The sequence below is a fragment of the Aurantimonas sp. 22II-16-19i genome (assembly GCF_002088275.1).
In the GTDB taxonomy this organism is placed as follows: domain Bacteria; phylum Pseudomonadota; class Alphaproteobacteria; order Rhizobiales; family Rhizobiaceae; genus Jiella.
Window position 1 is genome coordinate 31,473 of sequence record NZ_AQQS01000004.1, and the last position, 15,997, is coordinate 47,469.

General features: G+C 66.7%; 18 protein-coding genes. 12 read left to right on the forward strand and 6 right to left on the reverse strand.

Translation table 11 applies throughout. The annotated features are described in order from the left end of the window. Positions 1–51 precede the first annotated feature (51 nt). The 4 genes from ATO4_RS05435 to ATO4_RS05450 form a co-directional block, all read right to left on the reverse strand. Complete coding sequence (locus ATO4_RS05435; RefSeq protein WP_083590418.1) at positions 52–498, reverse strand: hypothetical protein; 447 nt, start codon at positions 496–498, stop codon at positions 52–54. A gap of 6 nt (positions 499–504) precedes the next feature. Continuing rightward, entirely contained in the window at positions 505–870 is a 366-nt protein-coding gene (locus ATO4_RS05440) for a DUF883 family protein (RefSeq protein WP_083590419.1), read from the reverse strand. 170 nt (positions 871–1,040) lie between these two features. Then, positions 1,041–1,592, reverse strand: coding sequence for a sigma-70 family RNA polymerase sigma factor (locus tag ATO4_RS05445; RefSeq protein WP_083590420.1), 552 nt, complete (start codon positions 1,590–1,592; stop codon positions 1,041–1,043). A gap of 8 nt (positions 1,593–1,600) precedes the next feature. Further along, positions 1,601–1,816, reverse strand: coding sequence for a NepR family anti-sigma factor (locus ATO4_RS05450; RefSeq protein ID WP_176222870.1), 216 nt, complete (start codon positions 1,814–1,816; stop codon positions 1,601–1,603). 297 nt (positions 1,817–2,113) lie between these two features. Here ATO4_RS05450 and ATO4_RS05455 point away from each other — a divergent pair, with 297 nt between their 5' ends. The 5 genes from ATO4_RS05455 to ATO4_RS05475 all read left to right on the forward strand — a co-directional run bounded on the left by ATO4_RS05455 (position 2,114) and on the right by ATO4_RS05475 (position 6,398). Beyond that, complete coding sequence (locus ATO4_RS05455) at positions 2,114–2,908, forward strand: response regulator (protein ID WP_083590421.1); 795 nt, start codon at positions 2,114–2,116, stop codon at positions 2,906–2,908. Positions 2,909–3,500: 592 nt separating this feature from the next. Continuing rightward, a complete protein-coding gene (locus ATO4_RS05460) occupies positions 3,501–4,436 on the forward strand; it encodes a PAS domain-containing sensor histidine kinase (protein WP_245308584.1) in 936 nt (311 codons plus the stop codon). Between the two features lie 389 nt (positions 4,437–4,825). After that, positions 4,826–5,116 carry a hypothetical protein gene (locus ATO4_RS05465; RefSeq protein WP_083590423.1) on the forward strand — a complete coding sequence of 97 codons (291 nt, stop codon included), beginning with the start codon at positions 4,826–4,828 and terminating at the stop codon, positions 5,114–5,116. Positions 5,117–5,625: 509 nt separating this feature from the next. Further along, positions 5,626–5,910 (forward strand): YMGG-like glycine zipper-containing protein, encoded by a 285-nt coding sequence (locus tag ATO4_RS05470; protein WP_083590424.1) that lies wholly within the window; start codon positions 5,626–5,628, stop codon positions 5,908–5,910. A 179-nt stretch (positions 5,911–6,089) separates the two neighbouring features. Continuing rightward, positions 6,090–6,398: a hypothetical protein gene (locus ATO4_RS05475; protein ID WP_139802270.1), complete on the forward strand. Its 309-nt coding sequence runs from the start codon at positions 6,090–6,092 to the stop codon at positions 6,396–6,398. Between the two features lie 86 nt (positions 6,399–6,484). On the opposite strand, the gene ATO4_RS05480 is transcribed toward ATO4_RS05475, so the two are convergent. Then, positions 6,485–7,240, reverse strand: coding sequence for a DUF2470 domain-containing protein (locus tag ATO4_RS05480; protein WP_083590566.1), 756 nt, complete (start codon positions 7,238–7,240; stop codon positions 6,485–6,487). A gap of 370 nt (positions 7,241–7,610) precedes the next feature. Between ATO4_RS05480 and ATO4_RS05485 the strand changes: the two genes are divergently transcribed. The 5 genes from ATO4_RS05485 to ATO4_RS05505 all read left to right on the forward strand — a co-directional run bounded on the left by ATO4_RS05485 (position 7,611) and on the right by ATO4_RS05505 (position 13,647). Next, entirely contained in the window at positions 7,611–8,768 is a 1,158-nt protein-coding gene (locus tag ATO4_RS05485) for an Mrp/NBP35 family ATP-binding protein (protein WP_245308585.1), read from the forward strand. A gap of 103 nt (positions 8,769–8,871) precedes the next feature. Beyond that, positions 8,872–10,467 (forward strand): ABC transporter substrate-binding protein, encoded by a 1,596-nt coding sequence (locus ATO4_RS05490; protein ID WP_083590427.1) that lies wholly within the window; start codon positions 8,872–8,874, stop codon positions 10,465–10,467. 699 nt (positions 10,468–11,166) lie between these two features. Then, positions 11,167–12,174 carry an ABC transporter permease subunit gene (locus ATO4_RS05495; RefSeq protein WP_083590428.1) on the forward strand — a complete coding sequence of 336 codons (1,008 nt, stop codon included), beginning with the start codon at positions 11,167–11,169 and terminating at the stop codon, positions 12,172–12,174. A 97-nt stretch (positions 12,175–12,271) separates the two neighbouring features. Beyond that, the gene (locus ATO4_RS05500) at positions 12,272–13,126 is read left to right on the forward strand and encodes an ABC transporter permease subunit (protein ID WP_245308594.1); all 855 of its coding nucleotides are present in this window, start codon (positions 12,272–12,274) and stop codon (positions 13,124–13,126) included. Between the two features lie 5 nt (positions 13,127–13,131). Then, the gene (locus ATO4_RS05505; protein ID WP_083590430.1) at positions 13,132–13,647 is read left to right on the forward strand and encodes a hypothetical protein; all 516 of its coding nucleotides are present in this window, start codon (positions 13,132–13,134) and stop codon (positions 13,645–13,647) included. 14 nt (positions 13,648–13,661) lie between these two features. Here the strand turns inward: ATO4_RS05505 and ATO4_RS28630 are convergent, their stop codons facing one another. Then, entirely contained in the window at positions 13,662–13,787 is a 126-nt protein-coding gene (locus tag ATO4_RS28630) for a hypothetical protein (RefSeq protein ID WP_280940480.1), read from the reverse strand. Positions 13,788–13,938: 151 nt separating this feature from the next. Between ATO4_RS28630 and ATO4_RS05515 the strand changes: the two genes are divergently transcribed. Continuing rightward, positions 13,939–14,919 (forward strand): ABC transporter ATP-binding protein, encoded by a 981-nt coding sequence (locus tag ATO4_RS05515; RefSeq protein ID WP_083590432.1) that lies wholly within the window; start codon positions 13,939–13,941, stop codon positions 14,917–14,919. Next, complete coding sequence (locus tag ATO4_RS05520; RefSeq protein WP_139802273.1) at positions 14,916–15,905, forward strand: dipeptide ABC transporter ATP-binding protein; 990 nt, start codon at positions 14,916–14,918, stop codon at positions 15,903–15,905. The genes ATO4_RS05515 and ATO4_RS05520 overlap by 4 nt, the downstream gene beginning before the upstream one ends. Positions 15,906–15,997: the final 92 nt, after the last annotated feature.

The window sequence follows — 15,997 nt, forward strand, 5'->3', positions numbered from 1 at the left end:
GCATCGTCCTCGCAGAGAGGACGAGACCCGCGCGGGTCTATCCGAAGAGGCTCAGACGTCGCCGCCCCTGCGATAGGAGGTGATTGCCCGCCAGACGGCCCAGCCGACGGCGCCCACGACCGGCACCAGCAGAAGCTTCTTGTTCCGCTTGGCCGACTGGAAGAGCAACGGCGCGTTGGACAGCGCCGCGACCCCGGCGATCGAGGCGATGTCGCGCTGCAGCCTGTCGTCGGCCCGCTTGCGGGGCGGACGCCTGACGATGATCGTCGCGATCCAGGTCGCGACGATCAGCACGAAGAAGCCCGCGGCAAAGCCGAGAGACGCCGCCAGCGGCCCGTAGAGCCAGGCGATCCAGACATAGAGGGCGCTTATCAGATAGGCGAGCATGAGGATGGCAAACAGCGCCATCGCCGCATAGAGCACCGCCAGCCTGCGCATGCGGGCGACATAGACGCCCGCCTCGCCGGTCACCAGCTTGGCGACGAGTTGCCAGATCATCGGGCCTTACCGGAACAGGCGAGCGTAGAGATAGCCGATGCCGGCCGCGATCAGCACCGCCTTGATCGGCTCGGCGCGGATCCGCTCGGTCACTTCTTCCTCGAGATCGGACGCCGCGTCCTGGGCCTGGCGCAGATACTGCTCGCCGCGCTGGCGCACGTCCTCGCGCAGGGCGGAAGCCTGACGCCGGACGTCGTCGGCGCCATGGCTCGCCATCGACCGCACCGCGTCGGACAGCGCCGCGACGTCCTCGCGCAGCCGTCCCAGCTGCTCCTCGACATTGGCCCGATCGGCCTGGGTCTTCGGATCGGAGCCCGGGGTGTGGGCGCCGCCGCCGGACAGGTTGGGGTCGTTGGCCATGTTGTCGCTCATTGATCGGTCCGTTCGTCGTCTGTGCGTTGCTGGAGAAGGCGTTGCTGGAAAGCCGGGAATGCGGAGAACCGGGACGCACCGCGCCGACCGGGTCGCATCTTCGTGAATAACAAGGCGAGGGCGCTCCGGTTCCCGCGGGGGCTCCCGCTGGCGTCCGGGCTCCCCGCCGGTCAGGCGGCCGGCGCGACGCCGATGATCTGGCTGGAGATCGAATCCGGCCCGTAGTCGCCGTCGCCCTCGACGCCGAGAATCTCGGCGATCCGCGTGCGCGCCCGCGACACCCGGCTCTTGATCGTGCCGACGGCGCATTTGCAGATTTCGGCCGCTTCCTCGTAGGAGAAGCCGGATGCGCCGATGAGGATGAGGGCCTCGCGCTGGTCGTCGGGCAGAAGTTCGAGCGCCTTGCGGAAGTCCTGCAGGTCGAGATGGCCCTGCTGTTCCGGGTGACCGGCGAGCTGCATGGCGTGAATGCCGTCGACGTCCTGAACCTCGCGGCCCTTCTTGCGCATCTGGGTGTAGAACTCGTTGCGCAGGATCGTGAACAGCCAGGCCTTGAGATTGGTGCCGGGCTGGAAGGTGTGCTGCTTGTCCCACGCCTTGACAAGCGTCTCCTGAACGAGATCGTCGGCACGATCGAAAGACCCCGTCAGCGACGTTGCGAAGGCACGCAGATTCGGGATGATCGTGATGAGTTCCTTACGGAAATCGAACTCTACGCTCATGGGTGCCCTCACTCCCGATTTTTCTTCTTCGTTGCCGACTCCGCCTGATCCAGCGCATCGAGAAGGCTGAGGAAACGGTCCGGGACCGGCTCGCTCGCGACGTCGTCGTAATAGGCCTTCAACTGCTTGCCGATCGCCGTGTTGATGCCGAACTCGGCAGGTGGCTGGGCTTTTGGAGTCTGTCCCGTCTGCAACTTGTCATCCTCATTCTCGCGATCGCTCATCGACCATCTCGATACTGGCACCGGCCGTTCGTTCGACGGCAATTGATTTTCAAACGTCTCATCTGGTTCCTGCGCGCTTCCAATTCCTCCGCCGAGAGATAAATCGGCAACCGCATCCCTCAAGCCATCAGATGGATATGGATGCAATTTTCGGCCAGCTCTTCACACCGCGCGCCCACTGTCCCATTTAGGCGAGAACTCACGGCATGCGGCCTTGTTCCCGGCCTCGAAGACACGGCCCGTGCCGAATTCGCCAATATTTGAACGTCTTGTCCAAGGGACACGAGGGGAGTCTAAATGTCGATGTCATCCCGCATAGCGCCGCACATTCCTTATCTGCGCCGCTATTCCCGGGCCCTTACCGGTTCGCAGGCCAGCGGCGATGCGTATGTCGCTGCGGTTCTCGAGGCGCTGATCGCCGATCCCTCGCTGTTTCCGGAAGACCAGTCTCCCCGCATCTCGCTCTACAAGCTGTTCTCGTCGCTCTGGCAGTCGCTGGAGGTGAATATTCGTGAGGATGCGCCGACCTCGGCCTGGGAGGAGCGCGCGGCGAAGAACCTGAAGGCGATCGCGCCGCTGCCGCGCCAGGCCTTCCTGCTCGTCGCCGTCGAAGGCTTCACCAGCGAGGAGGCGGGGCTGATCCTCGGCGTCGACCAGCCGCGCTTCTCCGAGATGATCGATCAGGCGGGATCCGACATCGGTCGGCAGGTATCGACCAAGATCATGATCATCGAGGACGAACCGCTGATCGCGATGGACATCGAGCAGATGGTCGAGAGCCTCGGCCACAAGGTGACGGGCATCGCCCGCACCCACAAGGAGGCGATGACGCTCTTCGAGAGCCACAATCCGGGCATGGTGCTCGCCGACATCCAGCTCGCCGACGGCAGCTCGGGCATCGACGCCGTCAACGACATCCTGGCCAAGGTTTCGGTGCCGGTGATCTTCATCACCGCGTTCCCGGAGCGGCTCCTGACCGGCGAGCGGCCGGAGCCGACCTTCCTCGTGACCAAGCCCTTCAATCCGGACATGGTGAAGGCCCTGATCAGCCAGGCGCTGTTCTTCGACAGCGGCGATCGCGCCGCCGCCTGATGCATAGCCTCGGATCCCTGCGGGGTCCGGGGCTTCGAGCACGCTCGCGCGGCGCCGGGTCGAGCGGGATCAATCCGCCTTCCGATGCGATCGGGCGGCGGATCCGAGGGGCCGGTGGCCGCGGGAGATGGGCCGGCGGCGTCTGGCGTTGCGTCGTCACCGGATGCGGCCCGCAGGCGGCGGGTCGCGACGTCGGGGTTGCCGGGGAAGGCAGGGATGCGTTTCCCGGCGATGGATCGTCGCAAGGCTGCCTTTGGCGGTCAGGCGTTCCTCTTCCGGGGGCGGGTGCCGCTACGGCGGGTGCGGTTCGTCTTGACGATCCGTTCGCACCCGGAAATCTTCGGCCGGAAGGAACGCAATCGCATCGCCGGGGTTGACCTCGGCCTCACCGGGCCCTGTGTAGTCGTGGCTATCGAACGTCGTCTGCGCGGCGCAACGGGATCTTCACCGTGTGGGACTGGAAGGGAAATGCCGTGGAACCGTGTGTCGCATTCGCAGGTTTCACAGGCGGGGACACGGTGTTGCGCCGGATCGTTGTGAGCGTCGATTAATGTTGGCAAAGAAAATCTTGAGAGCGATCGAGAATACGGAGATGTCCGTATTCGCCCAAGATTTGGATTTGCGTTACTCGTGGGTTTCGAACGCTGGACGCTCCTGGCTCGCCGGGGCGATGGAAGGCACCAGCGACGCCGACATCCTCGGCGAGGTTGCGGCCCGGCGTTCCACCGAGATGAAGCGCGAGGTTCTGACCACCGGCCAGCCGCTGCGCTACGAGATGTCGATCAACCAGGGCAACCAGGCCCGATGGTACGACATCTGCGTCGATATCGACCGCGACGAGGCGGGTGTCGCCTGCGGCATCATCGGCACCTCCTTCGACATCACCGACCAAAAACGCCGCGAAGAGACGCTGAAGACCCTCCTTCGCGAGCTTTCGCATCGCTCGAAGAACCTCCTCGCCATCATCCAGAGCCTTGCCAGCCAGACGGCGCGGCATTCGCTGACGGTGCCGGAATTCCTCGTCCGGTTTCGCGGGCGGATCCAGTCGCTCTCCTACTCCCAGGACATCGTCACCGACGCCGACTGGCGGGGCGCCGATCTGCAAAGCCTCGTCACCACGCAGGTCGAGCGCTATGCGCCCGACGGAATGGACCAGATCGAGTTCAGCCCCGTCGACGTCTATCTGTCCCCCACCGCATCCCTGCATGTGGGCCTCGCCCTGCACGAACTGGCGGTCAATGCGGCGTCGTATGGCTCCCTGTCGGTGCCGGGCGGCAAGGTGTCGATCGATGCCCGGATCGAGGATTACGGGGAAGAGACGGGGCTGGTGATCGTGTGGCAGGAGCGCGGCGGCCCCCGCGTCAGGCCGGAACGCGACGCCCGCTTCGGCACCTCCACCCTCGAACGCATCGTACCGAACGCCGTCGGCGGTTCGGCCCGTCTGGACTATCTGGCGGAGGGGATCCGCTACACCCTGACGGTTCCGGAAGCGCAATACGAGGTGATGCAGGGCGGCGCAGGCGAGTGAGCCAGAGCCCTTCCCGCTTGTGATCCACATGGGCCACGGGTGTGCCTGATGCAGGCCTTGAGGCAGGCCGCGGCGCGTCCGCCCACACCTGCCGATGGAGCCGGAACGACCCGGTTTCCCGTGGCCGCCCGGCCGAGCCGCCCCCCGGATGGCGGTCGCCCGCCGACTTTCCTGACTTATGGTAAATTCTCGACGTCTGCGATGCCGACGGGCGCAAGCGGCTCTGATCCTTCCATTCCTGTGTGAAACGAGGGCTGCAGCGGGAGCCATGACGGGACGCTTGCCGGCGTTGGACCAGCCTGTTTCACGCCATCGTGAGACCACATTCCGCTTGCGTGCGGAACCGAGGCCACAGCCCGTGTATTATTCTTCCCAAAGGAGAGCTGGAGATGGAACACGTCGCTGCATTCATGCTTCTGGTGGGTTGCTCGGGGGATCTTTCGGTCTGCAAGGAAATTCCCGTTCCCGTGCCCGCATACGAGACCGTCGCCGAATGTCGCCAGGAACTGCCGCTGCAGATCCGCCTGAGCGGAACGACCGACAAGCGCGTCTATGGCGCGTGCAAGGAAGTGTCCGAGGATGTTTTCCAGCAGTCGGCGACCATCGACTGGTCCGTGTCCCGTGACGGCCAGTTGTCGATCACCTTCGACGCCGAGCCGAGCCTCGTCGCCTCGCGCTGACGGCATCGGGCCCGGGTTTCCCGGGACAGAAGTCGCCGGCGTTTCCCATTTCGCCGGTCCGGGGGCCTGAGGGCGTGTTTCAGCTACGGCCGAACGTTTGCTGCAGATCGCGGCGAGGTCCGGCACAGGGCCAGAGATTTCCTGAATTCGTCAGCCACCCTGAGTTCTGCTTGCGCGGCGAATTGTCCCGGATTACCGCGGCTGGTCTTCGGGCCGCCTGATCGACGTGAGCTTCCCATACCCGGTCTGCCCGCCATCAACCGCCATTCCCCGAGGATTCCGGCTGAGTTCGGAATGTCGACTGCGCAAGCGGCGGCCGTTCATCCGACAGGCCAGGACCCTCACTCCACCCACGCGGCGGCCGAGCCGTTCGGATCTCGGCGCGATTTCCGCCGGGAGCGTCGGGAGACATCCACGCTGCCAATTGAGCGGGGGGAGGTGACGTCGCCGCCGATCCCGCTATAACAGTGACGACTGGGGACATCACAGTGAAGAGTGAGAGACGAGACATGTTTCGCAAGATTTCTTTCGCGACGCTCGCGGTTGCCGCCATGCTGACGGCAGGCTGCACCACCGAGGACCGTTACACGTCGGGCGGCGCGCTCGCCGGTGGTGCCGTCGGCGCTCTCGCTGGCCAGGCCATCGGGCGCGATACCGGCTCGACCCTGGCGGGCGCGGCGATCGGTGCCGGCGTCGGTGCCGTGGCCGGCAACGTCATCGGCCGGTCCAGGGAAAACCCGGGCTATTGCCGCTATTCCGACGGCAACGTCTATCGCTGCCCGGACGGCTACTGATCCCGCGCACCGCAAAGGCGGCGGGGCGCCCGGCAGCATCTGCCGAGGCGCGCTGTCGCGGACATGACGAGATCCCGCCCTCGTGGCGGGATTTCATGCGAACAGACCCGGTGGAAGACTGGAGAATGCCGGTGATGGCCGGAAGCGATCGGCTGCGGCCATGCAGCAGGGGCGGAGTCGTGGCGGCGGGATGCCCGAGGTCCGGAGCCTCGCACCGGACGCGTCGCACCATCGCGGCCCTCGGGGCGATCTGCCTGCTCCTCTCCGCCTGCTCCAGCGGCCCGCGCTCGCCCGTCTTCGGGGCGGTGTTCGGCCTGGAGAATGCCGAGACCATCCCGTTCCGCTCCGGCCAGGTTCCCGAGCCCGCGCCGCAGCCCGGCGACCGGGTCCTCGGCCTTGCGGCCAACGCCCCCGGACAATGCATCTATCTGCGCGCCAATGGCAGGCAGCGGTTCATCGCCAACTGCCCCGAGGGCTACGACGTCTGACGCACGGCCGCTTTGGCTGCGACGCCTGATCGCGGTCGCCTGTCCGTAGCGTGTGTTCGTATCGAGACTTCGCCTTGCGAGGCTGGTCATCCGGCCGCGCCGACATCCGGCTGCGGCGGGCGCAGGAGATGGACGAAGGCCTTGCGGTAGCCGCCTTCGCCGGTCGGGCTGGTGCCGAACTCGATCCGCGCCAGCCTGTCGCCCCGCGCGATCTCGAAGCCGCGGACGTCCACCGTGACGATCTGCCAGCCCGTGCCGTCCTCTCCATGCATCGCCGCCAGCGTGTCGATCGCATCGCCGTGGTCCTCGTTCATGTGGTCGCGGGCCCGGATCGCCCCGGCGGCGAGGTCGCCCGCGGGCGCGTCGACGATGTCTGTGGCGCCGAGTTCGAAGGCGCGGGCGAAACCGCCGTTCAGCGAAGCACCAAGGGGCATAAGCCGCAGGAAGCGGAAATCGGGGAAGTCGACGTAGAGCTTCGCCTTCGGATGGCGCGACAGGAAACGCTCGCGCACTGCGGCGGCATCGCCGCCGCCGGGATCAGCCAGGGCGGCATCGCTGCCCGGATCAGCCAGGGCGGCATCGCCGCCGGGCGCAATCGGAACGGCCTCGGCGAAGATCGTCATGCGCGGATGGGCGAGGGGATCGCCCTTGCCGCTGCGTGCGACGAGGAGCGAGCAGCGGGGGTCGGCGGCAAGGGCCCTGGCGTGCAGCGACAGGGCGGAGACGAGAATGATCGGACGACCGGAAAAGTCGGTGGCGAGAAGCGTGCGGCTGACGGCGGGAAAGCCGTCGCCCGGCCGCAAGACGCCGAGCGCGCCCTCGCGGGCGGAGCGCAGCAGCATCCGCGCCAGATGCCGCGCCGCCTCGTCCACCGGCTGCAGCAACGGCGTCCCGCCGCTTTCGCCGGAGGCGGTCCCGGCGCTGGGGCTGGTCGCGGCGGGGCGAGGCTCCGGCTGCGGATCGGTGCCGGTCGGGGAAGGCGTTTCGTCTGAGGTCATGGCGGGATCCGGCAGGTCGCGAAGGAAATCTGGACCTGCCGTGGATGCCATCCTCGGTCGGTTCCGGCAAGACGGCTCCGGCGGCGATCGGCGGAGGGGAAACCGACTTCTGGAGCCGCCGCCGCCGGTCCGCCGACGGGTTTTTCTTGGACGTTCGGGGGGCGCCGCGATATCTGCGATGCCAATGGTCAGGTTTTCCTGGGAGATTCTCGATTTGGCTGACGAACTCAAGGCCCGCATCCTCGACATCCTGCGGCAGATGACGCCGCCGGACGGCGGGGCGGACGTGGTGACGCGGTCGCTCGTGTCGGACATCTTCATCGCCGACGGCAAGGCGTTCTTCTCCTTGACCGTGCCGGCGGCCGACGCCCAGCGCTTCGAGCCGTTCTGCCGGGCGATCGAGGCCGAGGTGGCCAGGCTCGACGGCATCTCGAAGGCGATGGTCGCGCTGACGGCGGAAAAGACGGCAGGCAGCGCCGGCGCTCGGGCATCCGCCCCGCCGCAGCCGCGGCAGGCGCCGGCACAGGCACCGGCGCCTGCCGCCGGGCGACGGCCCGGCGCCGCCAAACCCGGCATTCCCGGCATCGACCGGATCATCGCGGTTGCCTCCGGCAAGGGCGGCGTCGGCAAGTCGACGACGGCCGTCAATCTTGCCCTCGGCCTCGCCACCTTCGGCCTCAGGGTCGGCATCCTCGATGCCGATGTCTACGGCCCCTCGATCCCGCGGCTCCTCGGCCTCAAGGACAAGCCGAAGACCAGCGGCGGGCGCACCATCGTGCCGCCGGAGGCCTTCGGGCTGAAGGCGATGTCGATGGGGCTGATGGTCGACGAGGAAACGCCGATGATCTGGCGCGGGCCGATGGTGATGTCGGCGCTGACGCAGATGCTGCGGGAGGTCGAATGGGGCGAGCTCGACATCCTCGTCGTCGACATGCCCCCCGGCACCGGCGACGCCCAGCTGACCATGGCCCAGCAGGTGCCGCTCGCCGGCGCGGTGATCGTCTCGACGCCCCAGGATCTGGCGCTGATCGATGCGCGCAAGGGCCTCGCCATGTTCCAGAAGGTCGAGGTGCCGCTCCTCGGCATCGTCGAGAACATGAGCTACTTCGTCGCTCCCGACACCGGCAACCGCTACGACATCTTCGGCCATGGCGGGGCGCGGACGGAGGCGACGCGTCTCGGCGTGCCGTTCCTCGGCGAGGTGCCGCTCGAGATGGCGATCCGCGAGAGCTCCGACGCGGGACGTCCCGTGGTCGCCGCCGATCCGGATGGGCCGCATGCGGCGGCCTATCGCGACATCGCCGCGAAAGTTCTCGCCGAGCTCGAGAATGCGCGACCAAAGTCGCGGGCGCCGAGCATCGTTTTTGATTGAATGGTCAAAGAACGGGGCTTGCCATCGGCAGCCAAAAGCTGTCGGATGGTGACTCAGTGAGCGGACGAAAAGATCCGCCCCATCCTGACAGGAGGCATGCTGAATGAATTCCCTGACCCGGCTTCTCGCCGCGACGGCCCTGACCCTGGCCCTCGGTTCGGCGGCGTCGGCCAAGACGCTCGTCTATTGCTCCGAGGCTTCGCCGGAAGGCTTCGACCCGGCCCTCTACACTGCCGGCACCACCTTCGATGCGTCCTCGCGCACGGTCTATAACCGTCTCGTCGAGTTCAAGCACGGCTCCACCGAGACCGAGCCGGGTCTCGCCGAATCCTGGGAGATCTCCGAGGACGGCACGGTCTACACCTTCAAGCTCCGGCCCGACGTGAAGTTCCAGACCACGGACTTCTTCACGCCGACCCGCACGCTGAACGCCGACGACGTGATCTATTCGTTCGAGCGCCAGCTGAAGAGCGACAATCCCTGGAACCAGTATGTCCCCGGCGCCAGCTGGGAATATGCCAGCGGCATGGGCTTTCCGGACCTGATCAAGTCGATCGAGAAAGTCGACGACCTGACCGTCAAGTTCACGCTGAACCGGCCGGAGGCGCCGTTCCTCGCCGATCTGGCGATGGACTTCGCCTCGATCATGTCGAAGGAATATGCCGACAGCCTCGCCGAGGCGGGCAACGAGGCGACGCTGAACCAGCAGCCGCTCGGCACCGGCCCCTTCCAGTTCGTCGCCTACCAGCCGGACGCGGTCATCCGCTACAAGGCCAATCCGGACTACTTCAAGGGCCAGCAGCCGATCGACGACCTGATCTTCGCGATCACCACCGATGCCTCGGTGCGGGCGCAGAAGCTCAAGGCCAACGAGTGCCAGATCTTCCCCTATCCGAACGCGGCCGACGTCGAATCGCTGAAGAGCGATCCGAACCTCGAAGTGCCGAGCCAGGAAGGGCTGAACGTCGCCTACATGGCCTACAACACCACCCAGGCCCCCTTCGACAAGGTCGAGGTCCGCAAGGCCCTCAACATGGCGATCAACAAGCAGGCGATCATCGACGCGGTGTTCCAGGGCGCGGCCGTGCCGGCCAAGAACCCGATCCCGCCGACGATGTGGTCCTACAACGATGCGGTTGAAGACGATCCGTACGATCCGGAGAAGTCCCAGCAGATGCTGAAGGACGCCGGCGTCGAGAACCTCTCCATGAAGATCTGGGCGATGCCGGTCTCGCGGCCCTACATGCTCAACGCCCGACGGGCGGCGGAGCTGATGCAGGCGGATCTCGAGAAGGTCGGCGTCTCCGCCGAAATCGTCTCCTACGAGTGGGGCGAGTATCTGGAGAAGTCGAAGGCCAAGGACCGCGACGGCGCGGCGATGCTCGGCTGGACCGGCGACAACGGCGATCCGGACAACTTCCTCGACACGCTGCTCGGCTGTGAAGCCGTCGGCGGCAACAACCGCGCCCAGTGGTGCAACGAGGAGTTCGACGCCCTGGTCAAGAAGGCCAAGACGACTTCGGACCAGGCCGAGCGCACCAAGCTCTACGAAGAGGCGCAGGTCGTCTTCAAGCGCGAGGCGCCCTGGCTGACCATCGACCATTCGACGGTGTTCATGCCGATGCAGAAGTCGGTGAAGAACTTCTACCAGGATCCGCTCGGCTATCACCGCTTCGACGACGTCGACATCGCCGAGTGATCTCGGGCTCCGGTCTCTGATCGAGGGGAAGGGGCGGCCTCGGCCGCCCTTTTCCAGTTTGCTGGGGCGTGTGCCGACGGGGCCGGCCAGCCCTTCGGCTTCGATCTGCTCCGGTGATGATGGTTGCCGGACCGGGCGGACGGGCCTGCCAAAGCCGGTCGCGGCGATGGGACCGGGTGACGGGGCCGCGATGCGGTGAACGCGGACGAATTTCCGGCGATGCCGGGCGCTGGCACGATGACGCGGGTCGTTGTCGCGGATCGGACGACGGCAGGACCCGGCGACGCCGCAGCGATGGCGAGACGGCGGCGCAAAGGCGCCAGCGCCGCCAGCCGGACGGGGCTGGGAGAGGTGATCGTGGCCGCCCGTGGCGCGGGCATTTTGCAACGGGAACAGAATGTTGCTATCGCGGCAGCCGGACTGACCGGCGGCGCCCGGCGCGGCGGACGGTGTTGCCGCCCTTGCGATCGTCGCCGAGGCGGCGGACGCTCTCGGCGACGATCCCAGGGGCTGTCGGGCATCTGATGCCGGAGGCCCGAGAGACGGTGGTTCCCGGGGCGCTGGCGTCGAGCCCGCGAGGGCTCAAGCGTTATCCTCGGCACCGGTCGAAGACCGGAGCCGACGGTAAGACCCCATCCAGAGGTCGGCGAAGACCGGCCTTGCAGAAAAAGACAAGAACGACCTGACCATAGGGGCACCATGCAGCGCTTCCTCCTCTCGCGCATCGCGGTCCTGATTCCGACCTTCATCGGCGTCTCGATCGTGGCCTTCGCCTTCATCCGGCTCCTGCCCGGCGATCCCGTCCAGATGCTCGCCGGCGAGCGGGTCGTCTCGCCCGAGCGCCACGCCGCGCTCATGCAGCAGCTGGGCTTCGACCGGCCGCTGGTGATGCAGTATCTCTCCTATCTCTGGGGGTTGCTGCAGGGCGATTTCGGCACCTCGATCGTCACCAAGCGGGGCGTCGCGGGCGAGTTCTTCACCCTGTTTCCGGCGACGCTGGAACTGTCGCTCTGCGCGATCTTCATCGCCGTCTTCCTGGGCGTGCCGGCCGGCGTCTTCGCCGCGGTGCAGCGCGGCTCGTGGTTCGACCAGTCGGTGATGGGCGCGGCCCTCGTCGGCTACTCGATGCCGATCTTCTGGTGGGGCCTGCTCCTGATCATCTTCTTTTCCGGCATCCTGCAGTGGACGCCGGTCTCCGGGCGCATCTCGCTGCTGTTCTATTTTCCCCAGGTCACCGGCTTCATGCTGATCGACTCGCTGCTCTCCGGCCAGAAGGGGGCGTTTTCATCGGCGGTGTCGCATCTGATCCTGCCGTCGATCGTGCTGGCGACCATCCCGCTCGCCGTCATCGCCCGGCAGACCCGCTCGGCGATGCTCGAGGTCCTCGGCGAAGACTATGTGCGCACCGCCAAGGCCAAGGGGCTGGCGAAATCCCGCGTCGTCGGCGTTCACGCCCTCAGGAACGCGCTGATCCCCGTCGTCACCACCATCGGCCTGCAGGTCGGCGTGCTGATGGCCGGCGCGATCCTGACCGAGTCGATCTTCTCCTGGCCGGGCATCGGCAAGTGGATGGTCGACAGCGTGTTTCGCCGGGACTACCCGGTGGTCCAGGGTGGGCTGCTGTTGATCGCGATGATCATCATGTTCGTCAATCTGGCGGTCGACCTCCTCTACGGGGTCATCAATCCGCGCGTCAGGGCCGGGTGAGGAGACCGTCATGAGCCATATTTCAGCCCAGGAAGCCGAAGAGGGCGTCGGCACCGACATCCCGGACCGCCGTCCGAAGAAAAGCGTCCGGCGGCAGATGCTGCAGGAGTTCTGGTACTACTTCTCCGAAAACAAGGGCGCGGTCCTCGGCCTCGTGGTCTTCGCCCTGATCGTCGCGACCGCCATCGCCGCGCCGCTGATCGCGCCGCATTCGCCGATCGCCACCAACAGCCAGGCCCAGCTGGTGCCGCCGGTCTGGGCGGAGGGGGGCAGCTGGACCTACCTCCTCGGCACCGACGCGATCGGCCGCGACATGCTCTCGCGGCTCCTGTTCGGGGCGCAATATTCGCTGTTCATCGGCGTCGTCGTCGTCTTCGTGGCGGTGACGGTCGGCATCTCGGTCGGTCTCGTCGCCGGCTATTACGGCGGCTGGCTGGATACCGTCATCATGCGGGTGATGGACGTCATCCTCGCCTTCCCCTCGCTGCTGCTTGCCCTCGTCCTCGTCGCCGTCCTCGGTCCCGGCCTCACCAATGCGATGATCGCCATCGCGCTGGTTCTGCAGCCGCATTTCGTCCGGCTGACGCGGGCCTCGGTGATGGCCGAGAAGCGACGGGAATACGTGACGGCGGCCAAGGTCGTCGGCGCGGGCCCGTTCCGGCTGATGGTGGTGACGATCCTGCCGAACTGCCTCGGGCCGCTGATCGTCCAGGCGACCCTGTCCTTCTCCAACGCCATCCTCGATGCCGCGGCGCTCGGCTTCCTCGGCATGGGCGCCCAGCCGCCGACGCCGGAATGGGGCACGATGCTCGCCGAGGCGCGGGAGTTCATCCTCAGAGCCTGGTGGGTGGTGACCTTCCCGGGTCTTGCCATCCTCGTCACGGTGCTCGCCATCAACCTCGTCGGCGACGGCCTGAGGGATGCGCTCGACCCGAAGATGAAGCGGAGCTGAGATGGATGGGAAGCTGGATCGGCCCGGCGATCGTCGCAGCGGTCATCGTCGGCATCTTCACCGTCGCGGGTTGGTTCGTGACGGCGAGCCTGGCATTGCGGGCGGAGCAACGGCGACGCCGGGAGAAGGCGAGGGACTTTCGTATCGCGCTTCGCGCCGAGATCATGAGCGAACTCGCCAATCTGGAAGCCTACGATCGGATCTCCCTCGATCAACCGGCAGCCGAGGCGTCCGCAGGCGCTCAGCCAGTACCGTTCATTCCGACCGGCAGCAGGAACCGGATCTTCGAGGCGGTCGTCGGGGAAATCTACATCCTGCCGGAGCCCGTCATCGAGCCGCTGGTTCGCTATGCGCGGCAGCGAGATATCCTGGAGGGGCTGGGCGAGGATCTGAGGCGGCTGGCGGCCGGCGAGGCATCGCAGGTGCGGATCCAGAGCCTGTTCGACGACTACTTGAAGCTTCGCAAAGGTTTGAAATCACTGGCGGAGGACGTCGTCGCAATCCTGAGCCGGACGGACTAACTATAGAGGGCGCTTCAGTAGAAGGGGCGCGGGCCCGTAGGGCCGTCGATCGGCTGGGGAGGCGGCAGCGGCCCCTTCTCCTGCGGGCCAATGATGCGGTCCAGGATCCAATCGAGAAAGCGCACGTAGAGTTTAGCCATCTTCGCCTTCCTGCGATGCGAGCAATCGCCGGGCCCGACGGCCCGCCTACAGACTTGCGTCAAACGAACGGTCTGATCGGTCCAATCATCACACGCCATCTCATGTTCCAACATGACCCATATAGCCTCATTTACCGGCTGAAGTAAGATCATGCCCCTTCTCTCCCTTCGCAACCTCTCCGTCACCTTCGACACCGCCTCCGGCCCGTTCAAGGCCGTCGACGGCGTCGACATCACCGTCGAGCCGGGCGAAGTCCTCGGCATCGTCGGGGAATCCGGCTCCGGCAAGTCGGTGGCGATGCTCGGCCTGATGGGGCTTCTGCCTCCGTCCGCCACGGTGACCGCCGACGAGATCGCCTTCGAGGGCCGCGACATGCGGCAGATGTCCGGCCGCGAGCGGCGCACGATCATCGGCAACGAGGTCGCGATGATCTTCCAGGAGCCGATGTCGAGCCTCAATCCGTGCTTCACCGTCGGCTTCCAGATCAAGGAGGCGCTGAAGGCGCACACCGATCTCGACCGCAAGGCGCGGCAGGCGAGGGCGATCGAGCTGATGAACGCCGTCGGCATTCCCGAGCCCGAGCGACGGCTGTCGGCCTTTCCGCACCAGCTGTCCGGCGGGATGAGCCAGCGGGTGATGATCGCCATGGCGACCGCCTGCCGCCCCAAGCTGCTGATCGCCGACGAGCCGACGACGGCCCTCGACGTGACGATCCAGGCGCAGATCCTCGACCTCCTGCTGGATCTCCAGAAGCAGCGGGGCATGGCGATGATCCTGATCACCCATGACATGGGGGTGATCGCCGAGACGGCCGAGCGGGTCGTGGTGCAATATGCCGGCCAGCAGGTGGAGCGCCAGCCGGTGGCGACGCTGTTCGACCAGCCGCATCATCCCTATACCTCGGCGCTGCTCGCCGCGATTCCCGAGCGCTCGTCGGGCGCCCGGCTGCCGACGATCCCCGGCGTCGTGCCGGGGCAGGGGGACCGGCCGGACGGCTGCCTGTTCAACCCGCGCTGCCCGAAGGCGGACGACCGCTGCCGCACGATCGTGCCGCCACGCCAGCCCGCCGCCCTCGGCGAGGCGCTCTGCCACTATCCTCTCCATCATCTCGCCCAAGTGAGTGCCGCCTGATGAACGCCATCGTCACCGCCAAGGACGTGAGCCAGGTCTACGAGGTGCGCCGCGGCATGTTCGCCAAGCCCCTCGGCCTCAAGGCCGTCAAGGATGCGAGCTTTTCCGTCGAGGAGGGCGAGACGCTGGCGATCGTCGGCGAGAGCGGCTGTGGCAAGTCGACGCTTGCCCGCATGCTGACGATGATCGAGACGCCGTCGGAAGGCTCGCTCACCATCGACGGCATCACCATCACCGGCGACCATCCCGGCGACGTGAAGAAGCTGCGCTCGACGGTGCAGATCGTCTTCCAGAACCCCTATGGCGCGCTCAACCCGCGCCAGAAGGTCGGCTCCATCCTCGAGGAGCCGCTGAAGATCAACACGAAGCTCTCCTCCGCCGAGCGCCGGCAGAAGGCCGAGCGGGCGCTGGCCGAAGTCGGGCTGCGGCCCGAGCATTACGGCCGCTATCCGCACATGTTCTCCGGCGGCCAGCGCCAGCGCATCGCGATCGCCCGGGCGATCATCCTCGAGCCGAAGATCCTCGTCCTCGACGAGCCGGTGTCGGCGCTCGACGTGTCGATCCAGGCGCAGATCCTCAACCTCCTCGCCGACCTGCAGGAGCGGCTCGGCCTCACCTACATCTTCATCAGCCACGATCTCTCGGTGGTCAAACACGTCGCCGACCGGGTGATGGTGATGTATCTCGGCCGGCCGGTGGAGATCGCGCCGGTGGAGGCGCTCTACGCCAATCCCTTGCATCCCTACACCAGAGCCCTCCTGTCGGCGACGCCGGCGACCGATCCGAAATCGAAGGGCCAGCGCATCCGGCTGACGGGCGAACTGCCCTCGCCGATCAGCCCGCCGCCCGGCTGCTCGTTCAACCCGCGCTGCCCCTATGCGAACGAGCGCTGCCGCAATGAGCGGCCGGAACTGACGCCGCACGGGCCGACGCGGGTGGCGTGCTTTGCGGTGGAGGAGGGGCGGATCGAGATGGCGGCGGCCTGATCAGCACCAGTGTCTTGCGTGGATCGCTCCGAAGACGCGCCGGGGCGCGGCTGATGCTCATGCAACGGTTGAAGCTGGACCTCGCTTCTTCG

What these genes read in the sequence shown, in the direction of transcription:
- ATO4_RS05495 (WP_083590428.1), top strand. Translation starts at nt 11,167, where the DNA reads ATGCAGCGCTTCCTCCTCTCGCGCATCGCGGTCCTGATTCCGACCTTC.
- ATO4_RS05435 (WP_083590418.1), bottom strand. Translation starts at nt 498, where the DNA reads ATGATCTGGCAACTCGTCGCCAAGCTGGTGACCGGCGAGGCGGGCGTC.
- ATO4_RS05450 (WP_176222870.1), bottom strand. Translation starts at nt 1,816, where the DNA reads ATGAGCGATCGCGAGAATGAGGATGACAAGTTGCAGACGGGACAGACT.
- ATO4_RS05460 (WP_245308584.1), top strand. Translation starts at nt 3,501, where the DNA reads ATGTCCGTATTCGCCCAAGATTTGGATTTGCGTTACTCGTGGGTTTCG.
- ATO4_RS05455 (WP_083590421.1), top strand. Translation starts at nt 2,114, where the DNA reads ATGTCGATGTCATCCCGCATAGCGCCGCACATTCCTTATCTGCGCCGC.
- ATO4_RS28630 (WP_280940480.1), bottom strand. Translation starts at nt 13,787, where the DNA reads ATGGCTAAACTCTACGTGCGCTTTCTCGATTGGATCCTGGACCGCATC.
- ATO4_RS05465 (WP_083590423.1), top strand. Translation starts at nt 4,826, where the DNA reads ATGGAACACGTCGCTGCATTCATGCTTCTGGTGGGTTGCTCGGGGGAT.
- ATO4_RS05470 (WP_083590424.1), top strand. Translation starts at nt 5,626, where the DNA reads ATGTTTCGCAAGATTTCTTTCGCGACGCTCGCGGTTGCCGCCATGCTG.
- ATO4_RS05505 (WP_083590430.1), top strand. Translation starts at nt 13,132, where the DNA reads ATGGGAAGCTGGATCGGCCCGGCGATCGTCGCAGCGGTCATCGTCGGC.
- ATO4_RS05445 (WP_083590420.1), bottom strand. Translation starts at nt 1,592, where the DNA reads ATGAGCGTAGAGTTCGATTTCCGTAAGGAACTCATCACGATCATCCCG.
- ATO4_RS05440 (WP_083590419.1), bottom strand. Translation starts at nt 870, where the DNA reads ATGAGCGACAACATGGCCAACGACCCCAACCTGTCCGGCGGCGGCGCC.
- ATO4_RS05500 (WP_245308594.1), top strand. Translation starts at nt 12,272, where the DNA reads ATGCTGCAGGAGTTCTGGTACTACTTCTCCGAAAACAAGGGCGCGGTC.
- ATO4_RS05480 (WP_083590566.1), bottom strand. Translation starts at nt 7,240, where the DNA reads ATGCTGCTGCGCTCCGCCCGCGAGGGCGCGCTCGGCGTCTTGCGGCCG.
- ATO4_RS05490 (WP_083590427.1), top strand. Translation starts at nt 8,872, where the DNA reads ATGAATTCCCTGACCCGGCTTCTCGCCGCGACGGCCCTGACCCTGGCC.
- ATO4_RS05515 (WP_083590432.1), top strand. Translation starts at nt 13,939, where the DNA reads ATGCCCCTTCTCTCCCTTCGCAACCTCTCCGTCACCTTCGACACCGCC.